The following is a 20,171-nucleotide window of genomic DNA, read 5'->3' on the forward strand; positions in this document are numbered from 1 at the left end:
GGTATGAAGAGGGCAGTTTCATCCGTTTTGCTTGTAATATTGGTGGGGATCGCTTTTAACACGGCGATCCATCTCGACGCCCAACCGGTCACACCTGCAGATATAAACGCCGCTATAGCCCACGGTCTGAGATGGCTCAGGGCACATCAAAACCCAAACGGGTCTTGGGGCTACGCCTCCTTAGACCCGAGGCCGGGGAATCCCCCACACGATAATGTCACGCCAGGTGATGTCGCCCTTACTGGGTTGTGCGCCCTTGCGTTTTTAAACCATGGTATCACCGAAAGCGATCCCGCCGTAGCCAACGCCATTAAGTATCTGCTGGCGAACGTCCGCGCCGATGGGGCGATAACCAACGGCGATTATCCTACATATCAAACCTCCATAGCCATCCTGCCCCTCATCGCCACGGGTAACCCCGCGTACACGACGGTGATCCAGAACGCCAGGAATTTCCTGCGCGGCATCCAGAACACATCTATTCCCACAAGCGATCCCGCCTACGGCGGATGGGGATATGGCTGGGAAGGTTGGGAGCCGCCGGGTGAAGAGAACGGCGATCTGATCGTGAGAGATAACCCTAACGACTGGGGCGTAACCCCGTCATCGCCCCCTTTCTGGCTTAGCCCGGATATATGGGTGGACAACGACGGTGATGGCGTTCCGGATAAGATAATCCCCGGAAAGACAAACAGGCTGTTTGCTGCCGTGCACAACATAGGTTCGGCACAGCTAACCAACGTGACGGTCGAGTTCTACTCGGATTTCGTGACTGCCGGATTTGACTTCAATTCCGCCGTTCTGATCGGCACGGCCACCATTCCATCTATCATGCCGACCAGCACCGAGATCGTGGAGGTTCCCTGGAACGTCCCCCTGCCGAATCCACAGCCGGGTGAAGGGGGACCGCTTTGTGTGGGGGTGAGGGCTTTCAGCTCCGGCGATCCGCTTACCTCTCCTAACAGCGTTCCATATGATAACAACATCGCCCTGCGTAACTTCTTCCCAATAAAGGCACGACCGGGACAGACGGTGAATTTCGATTTCAAGGTACATAACAACCAGACCACGGCCGGAAGCGTGTCGCTCGATCTCAACCTGAATGTGCCTTCGGGATGGAAGGTCTCCTTCGACAAGCCCGGACCTTTCAGCCTTTCACCGGGAGACAGCCTCTTCGACATCCTGAAGATCGAGATTCCCCCCGCCGCTTCGCCAGGCGATAGGGGTGAGATAGATGTGATCGAGAAGATCGGATCGAATGTCATCGGCGGATTCAGAGTGGCGGTGTTGGTCGTTCCCAAGAAGGTGGGCATAACAAACTTGAACGTGCAAAGTGGAAAGCAATATCAGATCTCCGATGCCGTTCCCGGCTCGTTATACTATATCGACCGGGATTACAGGTTTGTCTCGCTGCCTACGCCGTTGATGGATGGTGTGCTGATAATGACGGCGGATGAGGATGGAGACTCATGTGCCACCGATTTTCTGACTTTTGACGTCGACGTTCCCGTCACGCTTTACCTCCTGCGCGACAGCCGCGGCGATGAGGATAAAGGCGGCAAACCCCCTCAGTGGCTTTCAAGCGGTTTCGAGCGGATCACCGGCTGGCAGGTCGAGACGACGGACCCCGGTATGGGATATTTCACCGTCTGGAAGGCCGATTTCGATGCAGGGACGATTCAGCTCGGCGGAAACGCATGCTCACCCGCGGAGGGGCAGGAGTCGAACTACGTGGTGATCGTCATGCCTCGATCCGTCGGCCTTGCGGGGCCGCAGATGCCCGAACTGCCGCCTGTAGAGACGGTGATCGGATGGGATGTGTGGAACCCGGGTCCGATCTATAAGCTCCCAGGATCACCGTATCCGACGGGGAAACACTGGGCCGATCTCTCAAACACCCAGTGGGCGATAATGGCCTTGGAGCATTTCCCACCGCCCGGAACGCCGTGGCGGGATAAGGCGCTCGTGTTTGTCGAGAATTGTCAGAAGGATGATCCCACCGACAGGCCCGGAGGCTTCATCTACAGCCCTGTCCCTGGAGCACCTAGATCGACTCACCCCTTCGGCAGCATGACCTATGCCGGGATATGGTCGTATAGGCTACTTGGGATTCCCGTCTCCGATCCGAGGGTTCAGGGCGCCTTGAGATGGGTGGAACATCACTACTTTGTGACCGAGAATCCGCCTTACGCCGACTGGGTGCTTTACTATAACTACCTCACAATGGCCAAGGCACTAAGGCTTTGCGGGATAAAGTATATAACCTCGGGTGGGGTGCCCCACGATTGGTATCTGGAGCTCGCCACCGTGCTCGTCCATAATCAACTTTTTGACGGCAGCTGGGTCAACTCCGCCGATCCCTCGTTGGGCGAGTGGAGTCGAGCGCTGTGCACAGCGTATGCGCTCCTGACGCTTGAGACGGGGATTCTGCCTCCCAGCCATCCCATCGTGGTCACGGTAAGCCTCACCACATCCCCACTTGAACTGCACATCTACGATGCCCTCGGCAGACACACCGGCCTTAAAGACGGCCAGGTTGAGGAGGGGATACCGGGAACGACCTATACCTCCACAGACGGAACTGTCGAGATCGCCCTTTCAGACCCCGACGTCGGCGGGTATATGATCGTCGTACGTTCCACGGCTGACTCCGATCATGATTTCACGCTCACGATCAGAGGGAAGATGGATGAGGAGGAGGTATACAGTAAGGAGTTTACGGGGACTTTGCCCCCCGGAGGAAGCAAGAGGTTCAACATGTTCCTGTCGTCGATCATGGGTGGGTTGACGCTTTTCGCCGAGGAGACCGGCATGCCCAAAGCCAGCATCTCCGTCGATCCCTCCGCCTTACATATCGATGCGGCACAGGGTGAAACCGGATCAGCGACGCTCGACATCACCGAGACGAGCGGGAACGACGTAGATCTGCTGCTCGTTGCGACGGAGATGAAAGGCGAAGGGGATATCACGCTTCCGATCGAGTTCATAAGCTTCAGCGAACCGGAATTCAGCCTTAAGGCCAACGGCACACATCAGGTGGAGGTGAGGGTCAAGGTGCCCGCTGATCTGCCCGTGGGCCAATATACGGGCTCCCTCATAATCCTCGACTCATCCAGATTCGTTATGGCGAGGATCCCCGTTGATCTGGCGGTATCTCAGGGAACCCCAGCTCAGATATCAGGTGTGGTGGAGGATAAAAATGGAGAGCCAATCCAGGGCGCATCGATATCGATGATCGACGAGAGGGGGATATATACCGAGCTCGGCGTGACGGACGAAAACGGAGGCTTCAGCTTCGACGTCATTAAGGGTTCCTCCTTCATACTGAGGGTGTATAAGGAGGGATATATACCGTATGTCATCGGGATAACCGCTCCGAGTGAGAACCTGAAAATCGTCCTTGAGGATCTACCCAAGGTACCCGAGATCGCCAAATTACCTCACACCTCGTGGGTTTCCGGGAAAGCTGAGATAAAGGTTCCAGGGAAGGGTTTCATACCTGTAAGGCCCGGCGATGTGGTGATAGCTGGCGATAGTAAAAACGGGGCGCTGGCGATCTGGATCGTCACCCAGGCAGGGAGATACGGCCCGATGCCTATCCCCGGGGATGATCCGAACACACCCGCAGATGAAGGCATGACGGAGAATGAGGAGATCCTCTTCTGGATAAACGGCAATCCGGCCACCCCGCTTGGCCCCGATCAGGCGTCCTGGGCCCAGGGCAGATCGCTGACGATCAATCTGGGAGGGAAGGAGTATAAAATCCGACTGGGGGATGTCTCCGGCGACGGAAGGGTCACCTCCTTCGACGCCTCGCGAATCCTACAGTATCTCGTTGAGCTATACCAGATTCCATCTGAAAGGCAAGAGCTCGCCGACGTAGATGGGAATAGGGAGATAGGACCGATGGATGCCGTGTGGATATTGAGGTTCGTCGTGGGTATGATTAGCAGCTTCGATGAGGTGTCATCCAGGTCCGGGATCAATCCAGCGCCGCCGGGTAACCTCTCCATATCGATGCCTGATTCGACGGCTGACGCGGATGGCCTCGTCAAAGTGCCGATCTCGATCAAGGCGACAGGGTTGTGTGGCGGAATGATGAAGCTGAGCTACGACCCTGCCATTCTCACGCCGATCGACATCTCATGTGATCTGCCTGAGTTCGCTTGGGCCAAGAACGGCGGCGAACTCACGATCGCCTTCGCTTCCGCCGCGGAGATCGAGGAGATCAAGGCGGTGATAACCTTCAAGGTTGAGGATAAACTCGACACATATCTCCGGATTTCAGATCTCATCCTGAATGAGGCACACTTAAATCCGTCAAGTCTAAGGGCGAGGATCGATGTGATACCTGAGGAGACGGTCCTTCTCCCCAACTTCCCCAATCCGTTTAACCCTGAAACGTGGATCCCGTTCAAACTGGCTCATGAGTCCGATGTGAGGATCGAGATCTACGATCTGTCAGGCAGGCTGGTGAAGAGGCTAAACCTAGGACGGCTGAAGGCGGGGTACTATACGGCGAGGGGAACAGCGGCACGCTGGGATGGACGGAACGAAAGAGGCGAGAGAGTCGCGAGCGGCGTTTACATCTACCAACTCCGAGCCGATGGAAGGAGCTTCTCCAGGAAGATGGTCATATTGAAATGATGGATGGTATTTGCGGGGAGCCAGGGAGGTCTTGATCCTCCATGGCTCCTCCTTTACTTTAACGTGATTTAAGGGTGGCCCATGTGACGGCGAGCTTACCGGATGGTTCAACGGGGTCACGCCGAGCGCCCTTCCAACTCCATCGTTCATGATGGTCTGGATGTCGCTCTCTTCCAATGCCACGTTGAAGATCGCGACATCATCGATAACGCCGGTGAAGAAGTTTCCCGTTCCATCGAAAACACCGCAGCCGCCGATATTGACCTTAAAGGCCGAGCTTCCGTGATTTGGGACATTCACGCCCTTCTCTGCCACCTGTTTGCCGTCGAAGTAGATCTTCAGGGACTTGGTCGTTCCGGTAGCCGCTACATGATGCCATTCCCCCTCGGGGAAGGTCCAGGTAGCGTTTAGCCCTGTTCCTGCACCTTCCGACCAGATCTGGACGGTTTAGGCTGTATGAAGCCGAATTCAACGGTATCGTTTTGACTGACCAGTCCTATCCTGTTGGCCGTTATCTTCCCTTTGCTAACCCAGAGCACTATCGTGAACTCCGGTACCTTCTCAAGCAGAGCTTTATCGGTGCTGACACAACTGTCCACACCGTTGAATTCCAGAGCCTTTCCGAATTTGCCGTCAACCCATTTGGCGCCGCCCTTTATGGTGCCGTCGTTCCCGTTGCCCGAGGAGTCCTTGGCTACAGTGCCTGACCCCTCATCGAATAACCACGCTCCCACGCAGGTCGCAGGATCAAGCTTAGCGGAGCTCGATCCAACCGATAGGAGAAACAGGATAGCCGTTAGGCTTAAACACACCGATATGATCTTCATTGTTGACCACCTCCTGCGATTTTAGCTATCACACATTATACTCGAAAACTGAACGGCGGATCAAGCGAATCGTTTAACCTGTCAACCTAAGGCCTCCATCTCCAGTTAAATCTAAGTTGTAGTTAGAGATCATCGGAGGTGGAGGGTCGCTCATGATAGATGTTCGTAACCTCACCAAGTATTACGGCAACTTCGTCGGTATACAGAATGTCTCCTTTCATATAGACAAGGGGGAAGTTGTCGGGTTCCTCGGTCCCAATGGGGCGGGGAAGACCACCACGATGAGGATCCTCACCTGCTTTCTGCCCCCTACCAGTGGAAGTGCCTCCATCGCGGGATATGACGTGTTCAAACAATCGCTGGAGGCCAGACGCCATATCGGATATCTGCCGGAGAACGTCCCCTTGTATCTGGAGATGAGGGTGGAGTCATATCTCAGATATATGGCAAGGCTGAGGGGTGTTCCGCGAAGGAAAGCGAAGGAACGGGTTGAAATCGTGATGGAACAGTGCGGTTTGACGCACATGCGCCGCAGGATCATCGGCCATCTCTCCAAGGGATACCGTCAGAGGGTGGGATTAGCCCAGGCGCTGGTGCATGATCCCGAGGTGCTGATCCTGGATGAACCGACCATCGGGCTCGATCCGAAGCAGATTGTCGAGATAAGAGAGCTGATCAGGGATTTAGGGAAAGAGCATACCGTCATCCTCAGCACGCATATTCTGCCCGAGGCAAGCATGATCTGCAGAAGAGTGATCATAATCAACGAGGGCAGGATAGCCGGGAACGTGTGGCTTGGAGATGGAAGGGTGGTCTCAGTGCAGACCGGCGAAGGAGCTGCGAGACAGGTGGGCGATAGAAGATCGATCTTCATCGAAGCACGGGCGCCGTCCGATCTTCTCAGGGAGAAGATCGAATCGATCCCCGACGTGATAGAGGTGCAGCTCCAGGAGACACCAGACGGGACCGTAAAGCTAACTGTAGATCATACGCCACAGGCCGATATCCGCGAGGAAATCTCCTCCCTGATAACTTCCAGCGGATGGGGACTGCTTGAGATGAGACCGGTCGAGATAACCCTGGAGGAGATCTTCCTGAGATTGGTCTCCAGAGAAACGGAGCTGGAGGTGGCAGCATGAGGAACATCTGGACGATCTTCCTGAAGGAGATCCATACCTATTTCGTATCCCCGGTGGCCTACTTCGTCCTCTTCGTCTTCGTAGGCATAACCGGATTTCTCTTCTCCTCATCGCTTATCATCGGTGGGATCAACCGGATGATGACAACCGAGGTACTCAATGTTACCTTTCTCAACATGAGCGTAACGCTGCTTTTCTTCGCCCCCGTGATGACGATGAAGCTTTTCGCCGAGGAGAAAAGGCTCGGCACGATAGAGCTGCTGATGACCTCTCCGGTGAGGGATGTGGAGGTGGTTTTGGGGAAATATCTGGCGGGATTCGCCCTTCTGCTCCTGATGCTCGCCCTGACACTGGCCTTCCCGATGATAACCTCCTTCTATGGCAGGGTGGATGTGGGGCCGGTCATAAGCGGATATGTCGGTCTGATACTCTTGGGGGCCTCCTTCCTCTCCATAGGCATACTGGTTTCCTCAATGACGAAAAACCAGATCGTCTCTGCGTTGACCAGCTTCGGCGTCCTGTTGTTGCTGTGGGTGATCGGGTTCATCGCACGGGGACATGGCAGATTCGGGGATGTGTTGAGATACCTATCGCTGGTGGAGCATTTCGATGATTTCGCCCGAGGGGTGATCGGCCTTAAACACGTGATCTATTACCTCAGCGTGACGATCCTGTCTCTCTTCGCGACCGTCAGATCGGTCGAATCCTCCAAGTGGAGGTGATACAGATGAACGGCGATAAAAAACCTCTATACAAGATCGGAACCCTATGTGGTCTGTTGGGGATTCTGGGGTTGATGTTCGCCTTAGCGGTAAGGCTGGTTATGGGGAGGTTTGGGGTTCTGTTCTTCATCTCGACGGGAGTTACGCTTGCCTGCTGGACGGTTTACGTCGTAACACATCTGAAGGGGGTGCTCTCCGCCCTCAAAAGCAGACAGGCGGTATACGGATCGAACGTCTTCATCACCGTGGTATTGGCTCTGGCGGCGGCGGTAATAGTGAACGTGATCATCGCACAGGGGTTCGATAAAGACCTGGATCTGACCTCAGAGAAGCTCTTCACCCTTACCGATCAGACCAAGGAGGTATTGAAGCAGGTTAAGGAACCGATCAAAGTACTGGCTTTCTTCAGCGAGGACGAGACGAACCCGCGTTTTGTGAAGATGCGCAAGGACGCCAAGGATCTCCTGGACAGATACGAGAAAGGATGTAAATTGCTGGAGGTCCAATGGATCGATCCCTTTGTCGACAGGGAGATGGCGGATAAATACAAGGTCGATTATAACGGGACGGTCGTTTTCGAGATGGGCAAAAGACGCGAGACGGTGACGGAGACGGATGAGCAGAAGTTCACAAACGCCATATACAAGTTGATCAAGGGCGAGGTCAAGAAGATCTACTTTCTCAGAGGACACGACGAGAAGGCGCCGGACGATTATGACGAGCGAAAGGGTTATAGCGACGCGAGAGAAGCCTTGGAGAACCAGAACTTCGAGGTGAAGGATCTGTATTTGGCCGCTGTTGGAGAGGTGCCCTCCGACTGCGCGGCACTCGTCATCGCCGGTCCCCAAAAGCCACTTTCGGATGTCGAGGTGAGGGCGATCGAAAGATATCTGAATAGAGGCGGCAAGCTCCTGGTCATGATCGATCCCCCCAGCGATAGGTTCCCGAAGCTGGTTAAGCTGCTCGATAAATGGGGGGTAAAGGTGGGGAACGATCTTGTGGTGGACAGGAATATCTTGGCCTCCTATCTCGATCCGCGGGTGCCCCTCGTCAGGGACTTCGAGTATCACGTGATAACCAAACATCTCTCCCCCGTCCCCTTCTCCTTCTCCTGCTCCGTCACCCCTGAGGATAAATTACCCGAGAGGGTTACCGTCACGTCATTGGCCAAGACAACTCCCGCAGAGGGGGTGAGCTGGGGTGAGACGAGCAGAAAGAAGTTCAAGTATGATCCCGATAAAGACACCAAACCCCCTGTTTCGCTCGCCGTAGCGGTCGAAAAAACCGCTCCCCCCAGAAAGGCCGGTGAGGGGGAAACCTCCTCACAAAAGCAAAAGAAACCCCTGACCAGGATGGTGGTCGTCGGAGATTCGGATTTCGCGTCAAATCAGTTCTTCAAAAACACCGGCGGCGGGGATCTGTTCCTCAACTCCATAAGCTGGCTGACGATGGAGGAGGATCTGATAAAGATCAGGGCGCAAAAGCCGGAGAACAGAGACCTGAGACCGATCTCGCCCGGCGAAGCACGGCTGGTGCAGCTTATGTCTATCTTCGTCATCCCCTTCCTTGTCTTCGCCGCCGGAGTGATAGTCTGGTGGACGAGGAGGTGAAGGATGAGCTTCAGGACAACCCTCATCGTCGGGCTGATTTTCATCGTAGCTCTCGTCGGATACTTCGTCTTCAAGCAGATTCAACCGTCACTCTCTAAAAACGAGCTCGTGGATATAAAGACCGCTTATAACATACAGCGAGATAAGATCACAAAGATTAGACTCTCTTACGGCGATAAATCGCTACTGCCCATAACGCTTGAAAAACGCGGGAACGAGTGGTATCTCTCCGAGCCGGTAGAGGCTCCGGCCGATCCGGATAAGATAAAATACCTCCTGGATGACCTGTTGAATAAAAGGGTCAAAATGAGATTCAAGACCAAAGACCTCGCCAAATACGGGCTGGATAAACCTCAGATAACCGTCTCCATCTGGATAGAAGGCTCAGGGGAGAACCCCTACAAGAGCTTCCTCATAGGTCGCAAGGGCATCGAGTATACCGTCTATGCGAAGGAGAAAAGCGAACCGGACGTCGTGATAGGGATCGAGTCCTCCGCGCTGGACGACTTCACCAAATCCCCCTCCGATATGCGTCAGAGGAAGATCATGCGCTTCGCCTCGAAGGAGCTCAAATCGATCAAAATCTTCCGAGCCGGTAGGGTCGATATAGCCCTTCAGAAGGATGAGGAGGGCAACTGGAAGATGATCGAACCGGTCAAGGCGCGCGCCGATAAGGATGAGGTCGATAAACTAGCCGAGGCGATCAGGGGGATAAGGGTGAGGGTGTTCGAGGACGATAACCCCAAAGACCTGAACCGATACGGTTTGAAAACCCCTTCTCTCCAGGTCGAGGTGAGATACGGGGAGAGCTCCAAAAGGCTGCTCATCGGTTCGAAAGACCCGAAGACGGGACGTCTCTACGTCAAGCTCGCCTCCCAACCCTATGTCTATTCGATCGATTCCGACCTGCTCGACAAAATCCCAAAGGAGCCTTTCGACCTGAGGGATAAGACGGTGATCTCCTTCCAGAGGTTCGACGCCGATAGGCTCAAGCTCATCAGGCCGAAGGAGAAACTCGCCCTCAGGAAGAAGGGCGAGGCGAAATGGGAGATCCAGGAGCCGATCAAGGTGGAGGCCGATGAGGTGGCGGTGGATGACCTGTTGTTCGCCCTGGACTCGTTAAAGGCGAAGAGATTCGTGTCGGAAAAGGCGGATAACCTGGTCAAATACGGGCTCAAAAATCCGCGTCTCGAGATACAGGTACAGGAGGCCGGAAAACCCGATATCTATTTCGTTAAGATCGGTGGAAAGACCAAAGATGGATATTATGCCTTGGGAAGCTACTCGAACGCTGTGGTGCTGATAGGCCAGGATGATTTCAAAAAGCTGGATAAGGACTTCCTGGATCTCAGAACCAAGACCGTCTGGGATATCACCACCAGTGATGTGGCTGAGGTGGAGCTGAAGCATGATGAAACGGATGTGAGATGCATAAGAAAGGGATATGACTGGCATATCGTCTCACCCGTTAAGGAGAAGGCGAACAACTCCGAGGTGAACGATATACTCTATAAGGTCCACCAGTTGAAGGCCCTCAGGTTCCTTCCAAAACCTCAAAAGCTTTCCCAGTATGGCCTGGATAAACCTCAGGTATATCTGAAGATGACGATGCGCGACGGCAAGACGAACTATGAGCTTATCTTGGGCAAGGAGAAAGATGGAGAGATATACGCCAAAGCGAGCACCTCGGAGTATCCCTTCACGGTCGATAAGGACGTGCTTGAGAAGCTTCAAAAGACGGTCGAGGATCTGAGGGAAAAGTAGTTGCCGATCCTTGAACTTGGGGTTTCGGACATGTAAAATAAATTCGCTCAAATTTCCTTTGAGTGTAGCGGTTATCCATGAGGAGGAACGAGGAGAAAGGAAATCCGTTACACGTTCAACGTTTAACGTTGTAACGTTTTCCGCTCCTGGTTCCTAGTTCCTTTTCTCCCAGAGAAATAAGCATTTCTGACCTCTCAGATCTCCGCTACACTTAACGATAATATGAGCGAATAAATTAAACAGATCCTGAGGAGGAAGGATATGGCCAGGAGAAAGAGGAAGATGAACTTCGCCGTGATAGGTGCTGGGTTTATCGGTAAGTCACACGCCCAGGCATATAAGTCCTATGATAGGGCAGAACTCTTCGCCATCTGCGATGTGGATGAGGAGAGAGCCAGGGCGTTGGCCGATGAGTTGGGAGCGAAATACGTCTTCACCGATTATGAGGAGATGCTGAAAGAGGAAGATATCGATGCTGTCAGCGTCTGTCTGCCGAACAAGTTCCACGCCCCCGTCTCCATAGCCGCCCTCGAAGCCGGCAAACACGTCCTATGCGAAAAGCCCATGGCGACCAACGCCAAGGAGGCTCAGGCGATGGTCGATGCCGCGGAGAAGGCCGGGAAGGTGCTGGCGTTATCGCTGAACTTCCGATATATGGGGCCATCCAGAACCCTGAAGAAGCTCGTGGAGGATGGCGTTCTGGGTGAGGTATACTACGGTAAGGGAGCGATGTTGCGGAAGATGTCCATCCCCAGAGGGTGGTTCCACGTTAGGAAGTGGTCCGGCGGCGGACCGCTCCTGGATCTGGCCTCACATATACTGGATGTGACGTGGTGGGTGATGGGATGTCCCAAGCCGAAGTCGGCCATGGGAGCCACCTTTAGCAAATTCGGCCCAAGGGGCGAGGGGATGGGATCATGGGGCGTCGGATTCGCCGATGGGCCGGTGGATGTCGAAGATCTTGCCGTGGGGATGATCAAATTCGAGAACGGCGCGACGCTGTTCGTGGAGGTGAGCTGGGCGCTTCACCTGGATGAAGGTAGAAACTACTCCTATGTCTACGGAACCGAGGCGGGAGCTACGCTGGTGCCGGAGCTCAAGCTCTACAGACAGGATAAGGAGATCGAAACGCCCAAACCCGAGCCAACGATAAGCCCCGTTCTGGCCTTTGCAAAGCACCTGTGCGAAGGCACCGAGCTGCTCTCACCCGGAAAGGACGGGGTGGTGGTGATGAAGATGCTCGATGCCATCTACCGCTCCGCACGAACCGGAAGAGGAGCGATGATATCAGTTTAATCGGAAGATAGGGGATCGGAGACAGGAGGCCCGGAAATAAATTTCCCTTGCCACCCGCTTCCTGTCTCCTTCCAACCCTGAGAAATAAGCATCGCTCATATTATCGCTGAGTGGAGTGGGATGCGAAAACAGGTTAAGGTGGTCGAGAGTCGAGAGACAAAAAGGACTCTAGACTCTTGTCTCTCGACCTTAACCTCAGCCTTAACCTCTGATCGTGAAAGGGATAGGACGTTGATTGCCACCGTACGGGCGAAAAATCCTTCGCCCCTACCTACACACAAGGGAAATATAAGCGAAGGAAAAGGGGTGGTCATAAGATCCAGCGCGGGATATTATCACGTTCGGGTCGGGGATAAGGTCTATATATGTTCCCTGCGCGGCAGGATTAAGAGGGAAAACCTGGACGAGAGAGGACGTCCGATATACGCCAATCCGGTGGCCGTAGGCGATGAGGTCGTGGTCTCGCTACTGGATGATCGAAGTGGGGTCATAGAGGAGATAATGCCGCGCAGGACGAAGTTCTCCAGACGGCTTCCCGGACGGCAGCCGCTGGAACAGATCATCGTGGCCAACGCCGATCAGGTGGTGGTGATCCTCTCAGCCAAGATGCCGGAGCTGAACCTGCACTTCCTGGACAGATTCCTGATCCTAGCGGAGGCCGGCGGGCTGAATGCTGTGGTATGCGTCAACAAGATGGACCTTGTCGCAGATGAGGAGCGGAGAACGATTGAATCGGAGATGAAGGTCTATGAGGATCTGAACTATCGCCTCTGCTACACCAGCGCCCTCACAGGTGAGGGGATGGAAGAGCTCAAAGGGATTTTAAAGGACAGGTTCTCGGTCTTCGTAGGAGCGTCGGGCGTCGGTAAATCCAGCCTTTTAAACGTTATCCAGCCCGGCCTGTCCCTGAAGATAAGGGAGGTCAATCCCAAAACGGGCAGAGGAAGACATACCACCAGTTCCGTTCAAATGGTGGAACTCCATTTTGGCGGTTACGTGGCCGATACACCTGGGGTAAGGGAGGTAAAGCTCTGGGGCGTGGATAGGGACAACCTTGACCTCTACTTTCCGGAGATGAGGAGTTTCATCGGCAGGTGTCGATACAGAAACTGCACTCATATCCATGAACCCAGGTGTGCCGTCAAAGAAGCGGTCATAAGAGGTGAGATAAGTCCGAAACGGTATGAGAGCTATCTCAGGCTGAAAGGATCATGAGAAAGGGGCGATTCCACCCGATCGCCCCTCATGATGTGGATCAAATCAATTTTGACTCGGCCCCTTCATCAGCATACACATCCAATATCTCGCCGAAATAGAGCCTATGAAAATCGCCCGCCGGATACGCAGTTGATATGATGCTCTGAGCGAGGTTATCGGGGATAACATCGTTGCGGTGGACCACCTTGCATTCGTAATGTATGACACATTCGGCGATTATAGGGGATTTGACCGTCTTGCCCTGAACGGCGGTCAACCCTTTCTCGGCGAACTTATCATAATCCCTGCCTGAAACTGTCCCGCAATAGGTGACGATATCCTCCATGCCCTTAGCGGGGACGTTGACCGTGAAGTCACCCGTGTGCTCGATACATCCGAAGGTGTATCGTGAGGGGCGGACAAGCACGACGAATATCGGCTTCCCCCAGATTATCCCAACGGTTCCCCACCCGATGGTCATCACGTTAGGCCTGCCGCTCTTATCGAGCGATGCCAGCAGAAGCCCTTTCTCCCTCATCACTTTGAGCGACAGGGGCAGATAATCGGTATAATCTATCCTTCTCTTGGCCATCCTATCATTTCCCCTCCTGTTTTTATTCGAATTTCAGTTCCCCTCCTGAAGCGATAAGCCTTTGCTTTGGTTTCTCCAGAAGTTCAGGGACCGGTTTATCGGGGAATATATTAGGATAAAGAGCGTGTAGAATTCTCTGTGCGAGATGCTTCCTCAGATCGGATATGATCTGCTTATCCGGCACAGGTGGTTTTTCGGGCGCTTGAGATTGGAAAGCCCTGACATACTTAACAGCGCCCTTCATCTTGACCGACCAAATCGGCTCAGCGGTCTTAGCATCTATGATGTTGACCGTCGCATCGATCGATCCTCTCTGATATAACAGGGTATATCTGTTGGCACCTGCAACGCCGACTTTGGTCATGTCGTAAACCGGCCTGTCATCCTCCCTTTTCGACAGCCGCGGCGAGCTCAGGTGAGCGGTGATTATCAGATCGGCATTGAGACCCTTTGCCACCTCAGCCGCCAATTTCGGCGAGGTGAATATATCCTGTGGTGTTATGTTCTTCTTCTTGAGATAGGAACCGACCGGGCTGACAGCATCCGATTCGTCGAAAACCCAATTAACCTTGTCCATCTTCAGCTTCAATTGCGTGCCTATCGTGTAGGGAAGGAACATCCTCATCTCCTTGGACTTATCCTCGGAGTCGAAGGGAGCGATTATGACCGTGCTGCCCTCTTTTATGGTCGGCGGCTGAACCTGTTTGCCCCCACAACCTAAAGCTCCGAAGATCAGGGCAATCGCCATCCCGATAAGTATAAATCTTCCCTTCATGAGCGACTCTCCTTATACGGTTTTGGATTTTTTCCGGTGGAAAGCATAAACAAATATATCACACACCTCCGGAAAATTCAACAGTAATCTAAAGCCACCTATTGTCCCCTTAGCCTCCCCCACACCGTAAGCAGTTTATCTCTCGGTGAGATCGGATCGATCTGTATTTCGCCCTCAGGGAGCTCCGGTATAACCGAGGATTGGATCAGAACCATCTCCGATATCCCGCCGCAATCAGCCAAGGCAACCCCCGGGATAAGGGAGTATTTGATCCACCTCCGACCGTCGTAGACAACCCTGTAGTTCCAGCCGGCATTTCCCCTGACGGCGAAGCGACATATGTCCTCGATATCTTTATCTGTCAGCTTTCTCACGATTCCGTTCTCCCTCAGCCACTCCAGCTCCACCCTCATCGCCTCGGGAAAATCGAACTTGGTTTCATCGATATCCACGGCCTTGACGACGTCAAAGCTCGTGAACTCATCCTCATGGACCTCCAACCTCTTCAGAACGAGGGGATCAAGCCCAAGGTCATGGATCATCGCCTCGAACGCCTCCTTGATCTCCTCATATCGCCTGTCCGGGAAATATCCCCGTATGTTAAGCCTCTTCCCGTTCCTGGTCTTATAGCCGGCGATGTGAAATTTCAGATCATCCTTCATGATATCAAGGCTGATCTCATCCTCAGAGTATGATCGCACGTTGAGCTTATATCCCAGCATCCGAAGTTTCTCCTCATCGAGCTTGAACTCGGACCATTTGAGCGGCAGATCGATATCCGTACGAACTCTCTTCCATTTCAACACCTTCATCGGTATCTGTATCCTCACGCTGATCCCCCAGAGACCGTTTGGGGCCTTTATATCCTCCAGTATCGCAGCCATCCTCGAATCGTAGTGCGAGCGATACACGAACGCCCCTTCATATTCCTCGAAGAGGAGATATCTGTTTTTCTTAAGCCGGTTGACGTTCCTCCCTCGCTTTATCGGTTCGAGATTGAAGTAGATCCCGGGCCTGCTGAGCACCACCTCCGTGGCGAAATCGTCCTCGAACCACGAACACGGGAAACCGCTGAGGAGAGGCGCGAGCATGATGAGAATCGACAAAATAGCCTCTCTCAGCCTCATATCGGATCACCATCCCGATTTTATCCTTCCCCGCGCGGCTGGATTATGCCATGTGTATCTCCACGTTCTCCGCCACGCCTCCCAAAAGCGTATAAGTTGTGGGAGCCGTTTGGAGTATCGAACCCGGCACGTAGGTGTTAACGGGACCATGTGCGACGAGCCTAGCTATGAACCTCTGCCAGCTCACCCCTCCGCCGATGTAACCGTCGAGCCAGAAGCTGCGGTATTTCGCCCCCAGAATCTCCTTAGGCCCGATCGTGTAGGCCTTGGGCGGCACCAAAGACCAATCGCCGCTGAAGGAGTGAAGGGCGTTTTGCATTATGGTCATGGGATGAAGCTCGACAAGGCGCGCTGTGGCCTGCTTGTAAGCTTCCAGATCATCGCCGAACTCATCGCCCAGATGGGCCTCCCAGAAGGCTATATGTCCGCACCAGCCTATGCCGCCGTAACAGATGTCCGCTCCGCCCAGATCCTCGATCATCTTGCCGTAATCGGCGATGTTATCCCTGCTGGGGAAGTGGATGTTCTCCTCAGGCGGACGAAGGTCCTCATCTATCAGTAGGAAGAAGTTCTCCATCATCGCCTTCTGGAACGATCCGGGCCAGTCCGGAGGGGCGGAATTGCCGTCCTGATCGGCATATTCATCCATGTTGAAGGAGATCAGATGCTTGCACGGTATCCTCATCTCGTTTATCATCCTAGCCGCTATCGGATATTGCGGCATCGGGCCGACGGGGAAGATCGCCACCAGATTCCTTCCCTCATCCAACGCCCTTTTGAGCCGTGTGACGATATCCAGGGCGAACTCGAAATAGAACCTATCCTTCTCCTCGATGATTCTTATCTTGAAATCGGGATTTGGATGATTGCAGATCTCCTCCTTTTTAATCGCCCTGACCCTCTCACATACCTCCCTGTCCCTGAACGGAATGAACTTCGCCAGATCATATTTCCATTCCATCTCCCTACCTCCTATCCAAGAGATAAACGCACGGATAAAGGATAACCTATTTTCAGCTGAAGGACAAGGGGGCGGAGCTCATCGTTGTCTTCGTAACCTATGTTTTATCCGGGGTTTTCCCTGAGAGCAAGCGTAGTTTTCGCCATAGCTTCCCAACTTCCTCTCGAAGTTTTTCGATCGATCCGTCGTTCTCAATAACGAAATCCGCCATCTCGATCTTACGATCGAGCGGCATTTGAGCTCTTATCCTGGCCAAAGCCTCCCTCTCGTCCGGCTCCCTGCCCATCCTCCTCCATCTCTCAAGCTGCCTCTCCACCTGCTTCCTCTCGTCCGCCGTCACCACGACCGTGACGTCCACCTCTCCCTCCATCCCCACCTCAAAAAGCAGAGGGGCGTCCAGAACTACGATTCCGCATGGATTTTCCCTGGCGAACCTCCTCGCGCGCTCAAGCGACGCTTGAATTATCCGCGGATGGACGATCTCGTTTAACCTCTCCCTCATCTCTGGGTTTTGGAAGACAAGCCTGCCGAGCTTCTCACGGCTGATATCCCCGTTTTCATCCAGCACTTCCATGCCGAAGGTCTCGATCAGATCATCATAGGCGGGGCTTCCCCTTTTGAGCATCTCATGTCCGATGCCGTCCACATCTATGACATATGCCCCCTGCTCCTCCAGCATCCCCGCCACGGTGGTCTTGCCGCAGGCTATTCCCCCTGTGAGTCCCACTATAAGCCCTCGTTTCATTTCGCCTCAAGCCAGTTTTCCCCCACGTTTATGTCCACTTTGAGAGGAACCCTCATCGGCAGAACCCCCTCCATGATCTCCCTCACCTTATCCCTCACCTCATCCACCTCATCCTCAGGCAGATCGAAGACCAATTCGTCGTGCACCTGTAGGATCATCTTCGCCCTCTTGCCGGTGGATTTCAGGTAATCGTAGATTTTGATCATGGCGAGCTTGATGATATCGGCGGCGGTTCCCTGGATCGGCGTGTTGATCGCCAATCTCTTGCCGTATTCCGCCGTCACCTGCCTGGCGCTGCGGATCTCAGGTATATATCTTCTCCTTCCAAGCAGGGTCGTGACGTATCCGTTCTCCAGGGCATCCTTAACGGTTTGTTCCAGATAAGCTTGAATTCCGGGATATGTCTTGAAATAGCTTTCGATGAACCGTTTGGCCTCACCGTAGCTTATTCTGAGCTCCTGGGAGAGCCTGTTGGCGCCCATGCCGTAGATGATCCCGAAGTTTATCGTTTTGGCCTTGCGCCGCATATCGGGCGTCACCTGATCTATGGGCACGCCGAAGATCAGGGATGCCGTAGCCGAGTGGATGTCGAGCCCCTTCTGAAAGGCCTCGACAAGCCTCTCATCCCCCGTAATATGTGCCAGTATTCGAAGCTCCACCTGGGAGTAATCGGCGACAAGGAGCAGCCATCCCTCTCGAGAGGGGATAAAGGCACGCCGTATCTGGCGGCCCTCCTCGCTTCGGACGGGGATGTTTTGGAGGTTCGGGTTACTGCTTGACAATCTCCCCGTCGCCGTGGCCGCCTGATTGAAATCGGTGTGTATCCTGCCCGTTTTGGGATTTATCAGCTGAGGCAGGTTGTCCACGAAGGTCGATTTCAGCGTCGAAAAGTGCCTGTATTCCAGAACGAGCGCGGGGAGCTCATGCAGTTGGGAGAGAGACCTGAGAACCTGCTCGTTCGTCGAGTATCCGGTCTTAGTTCGCCTCTTTTTGGGCAGTTTGAGCTTCTCGAAGAGGATCCTGCCGAGCTGTTTGGGTGAGCCTATGTTGAACTCCTCGCCCGCCAGCTCATATATCTTTCCCGCCAGTTCCCTCAGCTTCGCACCCATCTCCTTGGAGAGCTTCCTGAGGTAGTCCACGTCCACCTTGACGCCCGTCATCTCCATCTCGGCCAACACGGGCACAAGCGGCATCTCTATCTCGTAAAACACCCTCTCCAGCCCCTGTTCTTTCAGCTTTTTCGCCAGGACGGCCTTCAGCTCGTATGTCACCTCGGCATCCTCACACGCATACCTGCTAACATCCTCTACCGACACCTGACTCATCGATATCTGATCCTTCCCCTTGCCAATGAGCTCATCTATGGATATCATCGTCCTATCGAGGTGCACCATGGCGAGATTATCGAGGTTATGCGAGGCGGTGGGATTCAACACGTATGAGGCCAGCATCGTGTCGAAGTTTAAGCCTTCCATCTTAACCCCGCTCTGCCACAGCACTTCCAGGTCGTATTTGATGTTCTGTCCGATCTTCCCGTAATCGGCCGACTCAATATACGGCCTCAGCTTCTCCAAGACCAACTCCTTGGGGAGGAGCTTTGGAGCGCCGATGTAGGAGTGATATATCGGGATGTAGAAGGCCTCACGGGGTTTGACGCTTATGGATATGCCCACTATCTCAGCCTTCATAGGATCTAGCGACGTCGTTTCAAGATCTATAGCGAACTCCCCCGCTTCCTCGATCCTTCCTATCACCTCATCCAGCTCCTCCTCACTCATGACGGTGTGATATTCCAGGGGAAGCTCATCCTGAGAGGGTTTCAGGGCTTTGATCTCATCCAGGAGGCTGTTGAATTCGAGCTGCATGAAGAGATCAAGGAGCTTATCGTGATCCGGGTTTTTAACCCTCAAATCCTCGAGGTTGATATCAAGGGGGACGTTTACGTCAATGGTAGCCAGTTCCTTGCTCAGCCTCGCCATATCCGCTCCCGTACTCAGCTTTCCCCTGAGCGATTTGCTCTCGATCTCATTCAGATGATCCAGGGTATTTTCCAGGGTGCCGAACCGTCTGAGAAGTTGGAGGGCGGTCTTAACTCCGACCCCTTTCACCCCCGGGATGTTATCGACGGGATCGCCCATTAGCCCCAGAAGATCAGGGATTCTAGCGGGCTCCACGCCGAATCTCTCCTTAACCCTTTCCTCGTCGTATATGAAGTTCTCCCTATGTATGCTCCTGACTTTGACCTTTTCTGAGACAAGCTGGAGCATATCCTTATCGCTACTGATTATCTGGACGTCGATCCCCTTCCTCTCAGCCATTTTGGCCAGTGTCCCTATGATATCGTCCGCCTCCACCCCTTCGATCTCGATGAACTTCACGCCGAGGGCCTCCGTCACCTCTATGATGAAGGGGATCTGTTGGATGAAATCATCAGGGGTTTCAGGCCTATTGGCCTTATACTCCTGGAACAGCCCCTCGCGCTTCTCGCTCCCCCCCGCGTCAAAGACCACAGCCATATACTCCGGTTTCTCCTGGCGGAGGAGTTTAAGCATCATGGTGGTGAAACCGTAGACGGCGTTAGTAGGGATGCCGGTGGAGGTTCTAAGGCCGCTTATCGCATGATATGCCCTGTAAGCATACGCCGTTCCGTCTATTATGTAGAACCTTTCTGCCATATCCATAACACCTGCCCTGTGTTTCGTTTCACTCCTATTATATCAGCAACCGAACGGTTGGGCAAGAAGGAACCACGTTTCATCAATTCGCTCT

General features: G+C 53.8%; 14 protein-coding genes and 1 pseudogene. 7 read left to right on the forward strand and 8 right to left on the reverse strand.

From position 1 onward, the window contains the following. The first annotated feature begins 3 nt into the window (after positions 1 to 3). Positions 4 to 4,647: a T9SS type A sorting domain-containing protein gene (locus J7M22_03200; GenBank protein ID MCD6505612.1), complete on the forward strand. Its 4,644-nt coding sequence runs from the start codon at positions 4 to 6 to the stop codon at positions 4,645 to 4,647. 156 nt (positions 4,648 to 4,803) lie between these two features. Here the strand turns inward: J7M22_03200 and J7M22_03205 are convergent. Together J7M22_03205 and J7M22_03210 are read right to left on the reverse strand one after the other, a co-directional pair. Continuing rightward, positions 4,804 to 5,085, reverse strand: a pseudogene (locus J7M22_03205) (LamG domain-containing protein). Next, entirely contained in the window at positions 5,055 to 5,474 is a 420-nt protein-coding gene (locus J7M22_03210) for a hypothetical protein (protein ID MCD6505613.1), read from the reverse strand. The pseudogene J7M22_03205 and the gene J7M22_03210 overlap by 31 nt, the downstream one beginning before the upstream one ends. Before the next feature lie 152 nt (positions 5,475 to 5,626). On the opposite strand from J7M22_03210, the gene J7M22_03215 reads away from it, so the two are divergent. The 6 genes from J7M22_03215 to rsgA all read left to right on the forward strand — a co-directional run bounded on the left by J7M22_03215 (position 5,627) and on the right by rsgA (position 13,220). Next, the gene (locus tag J7M22_03215; GenBank protein ID MCD6505614.1) at positions 5,627 to 6,613 is read left to right on the forward strand and encodes an ATP-binding cassette domain-containing protein; all 987 of its coding nucleotides are present in this window, start codon (positions 5,627 to 5,629) and stop codon (positions 6,611 to 6,613) included. Beyond that, a complete protein-coding gene (locus J7M22_03220) occupies positions 6,610 to 7,335 on the forward strand; it encodes an ABC transporter permease subunit (GenBank protein ID MCD6505615.1) in 726 nt (241 codons plus the stop codon). Before J7M22_03215 ends, J7M22_03220 begins: the two co-directional genes overlap by 4 nt. Positions 7,336 to 7,340: 5 nt before the next feature. Next, complete coding sequence (locus J7M22_03225; protein ID MCD6505616.1) at positions 7,341 to 8,945, forward strand: GldG family protein; 1,605 nt, start codon at positions 7,341 to 7,343, stop codon at positions 8,943 to 8,945. 3 nt (positions 8,946 to 8,948) lie between these two features. Further along, positions 8,949 to 10,709, forward strand: coding sequence for a DUF4340 domain-containing protein (locus tag J7M22_03230; GenBank protein ID MCD6505617.1), 1,761 nt, complete (start codon positions 8,949 to 8,951; stop codon positions 10,707 to 10,709). Positions 10,710 to 10,970: 261 nt separating this feature from the next. Further along, a complete protein-coding gene (locus J7M22_03235; GenBank protein ID MCD6505618.1) occupies positions 10,971 to 12,005 on the forward strand; it encodes a Gfo/Idh/MocA family oxidoreductase in 1,035 nt (344 codons plus the stop codon). A 120-nt stretch (positions 12,006 to 12,125) separates the two neighbouring features. Further along, positions 12,126 to 13,220, forward strand: a complete 1,095-nt coding sequence (gene rsgA, locus J7M22_03240) for a ribosome small subunit-dependent GTPase A (GenBank protein MCD6505619.1) — start codon at positions 12,126 to 12,128, stop codon at positions 13,218 to 13,220. A 40-nt stretch (positions 13,221 to 13,260) separates the two neighbouring features. Here rsgA and J7M22_03245 read toward each other — a convergent pair whose 3' ends face one another. The 6 genes from J7M22_03245 to polA all read right to left on the reverse strand — a co-directional run bounded on the left by J7M22_03245 (position 13,261) and on the right by polA (position 20,083). Then, positions 13,261 to 13,794, reverse strand: coding sequence for a flavin reductase (locus J7M22_03245; GenBank protein ID MCD6505620.1), 534 nt, complete (start codon positions 13,792 to 13,794; stop codon positions 13,261 to 13,263). A gap of 22 nt (positions 13,795 to 13,816) precedes the next feature. Next, the gene (locus J7M22_03250; protein ID MCD6505621.1) at positions 13,817 to 14,569 is read right to left on the reverse strand and encodes a hypothetical protein; all 753 of its coding nucleotides are present in this window, start codon (positions 14,567 to 14,569) and stop codon (positions 13,817 to 13,819) included. 98 nt (positions 14,570 to 14,667) lie between these two features. Continuing rightward, positions 14,668 to 15,696 (reverse strand): hypothetical protein, encoded by a 1,029-nt coding sequence (locus tag J7M22_03255; protein MCD6505622.1) that lies wholly within the window; start codon positions 15,694 to 15,696, stop codon positions 14,668 to 14,670. Between the two features lie 43 nt (positions 15,697 to 15,739). After that, positions 15,740 to 16,657: a hypothetical protein gene (locus J7M22_03260; protein ID MCD6505623.1), complete on the reverse strand. Its 918-nt coding sequence runs from the start codon at positions 16,655 to 16,657 to the stop codon at positions 15,740 to 15,742. A gap of 97 nt (positions 16,658 to 16,754) precedes the next feature. After that, complete coding sequence (locus tag J7M22_03265) at positions 16,755 to 17,402, reverse strand: dephospho-CoA kinase (GenBank protein ID MCD6505624.1); 648 nt, start codon at positions 17,400 to 17,402, stop codon at positions 16,755 to 16,757. Further along, complete coding sequence (gene polA / locus J7M22_03270; protein MCD6505625.1) at positions 17,399 to 20,083, reverse strand: DNA polymerase I; 2,685 nt, start codon at positions 20,081 to 20,083, stop codon at positions 17,399 to 17,401. Before polA ends, J7M22_03265 begins: the two co-directional genes overlap by 4 nt. Positions 20,084 to 20,171: the final 88 nt, after the last annotated feature.

Source organism: Candidatus Poribacteria bacterium, assembly GCA_021162805.1.
Classification (GTDB): Bacteria; Poribacteria; WGA-4E; order B28-G17; family B28-G17; genus JAGGXZ01.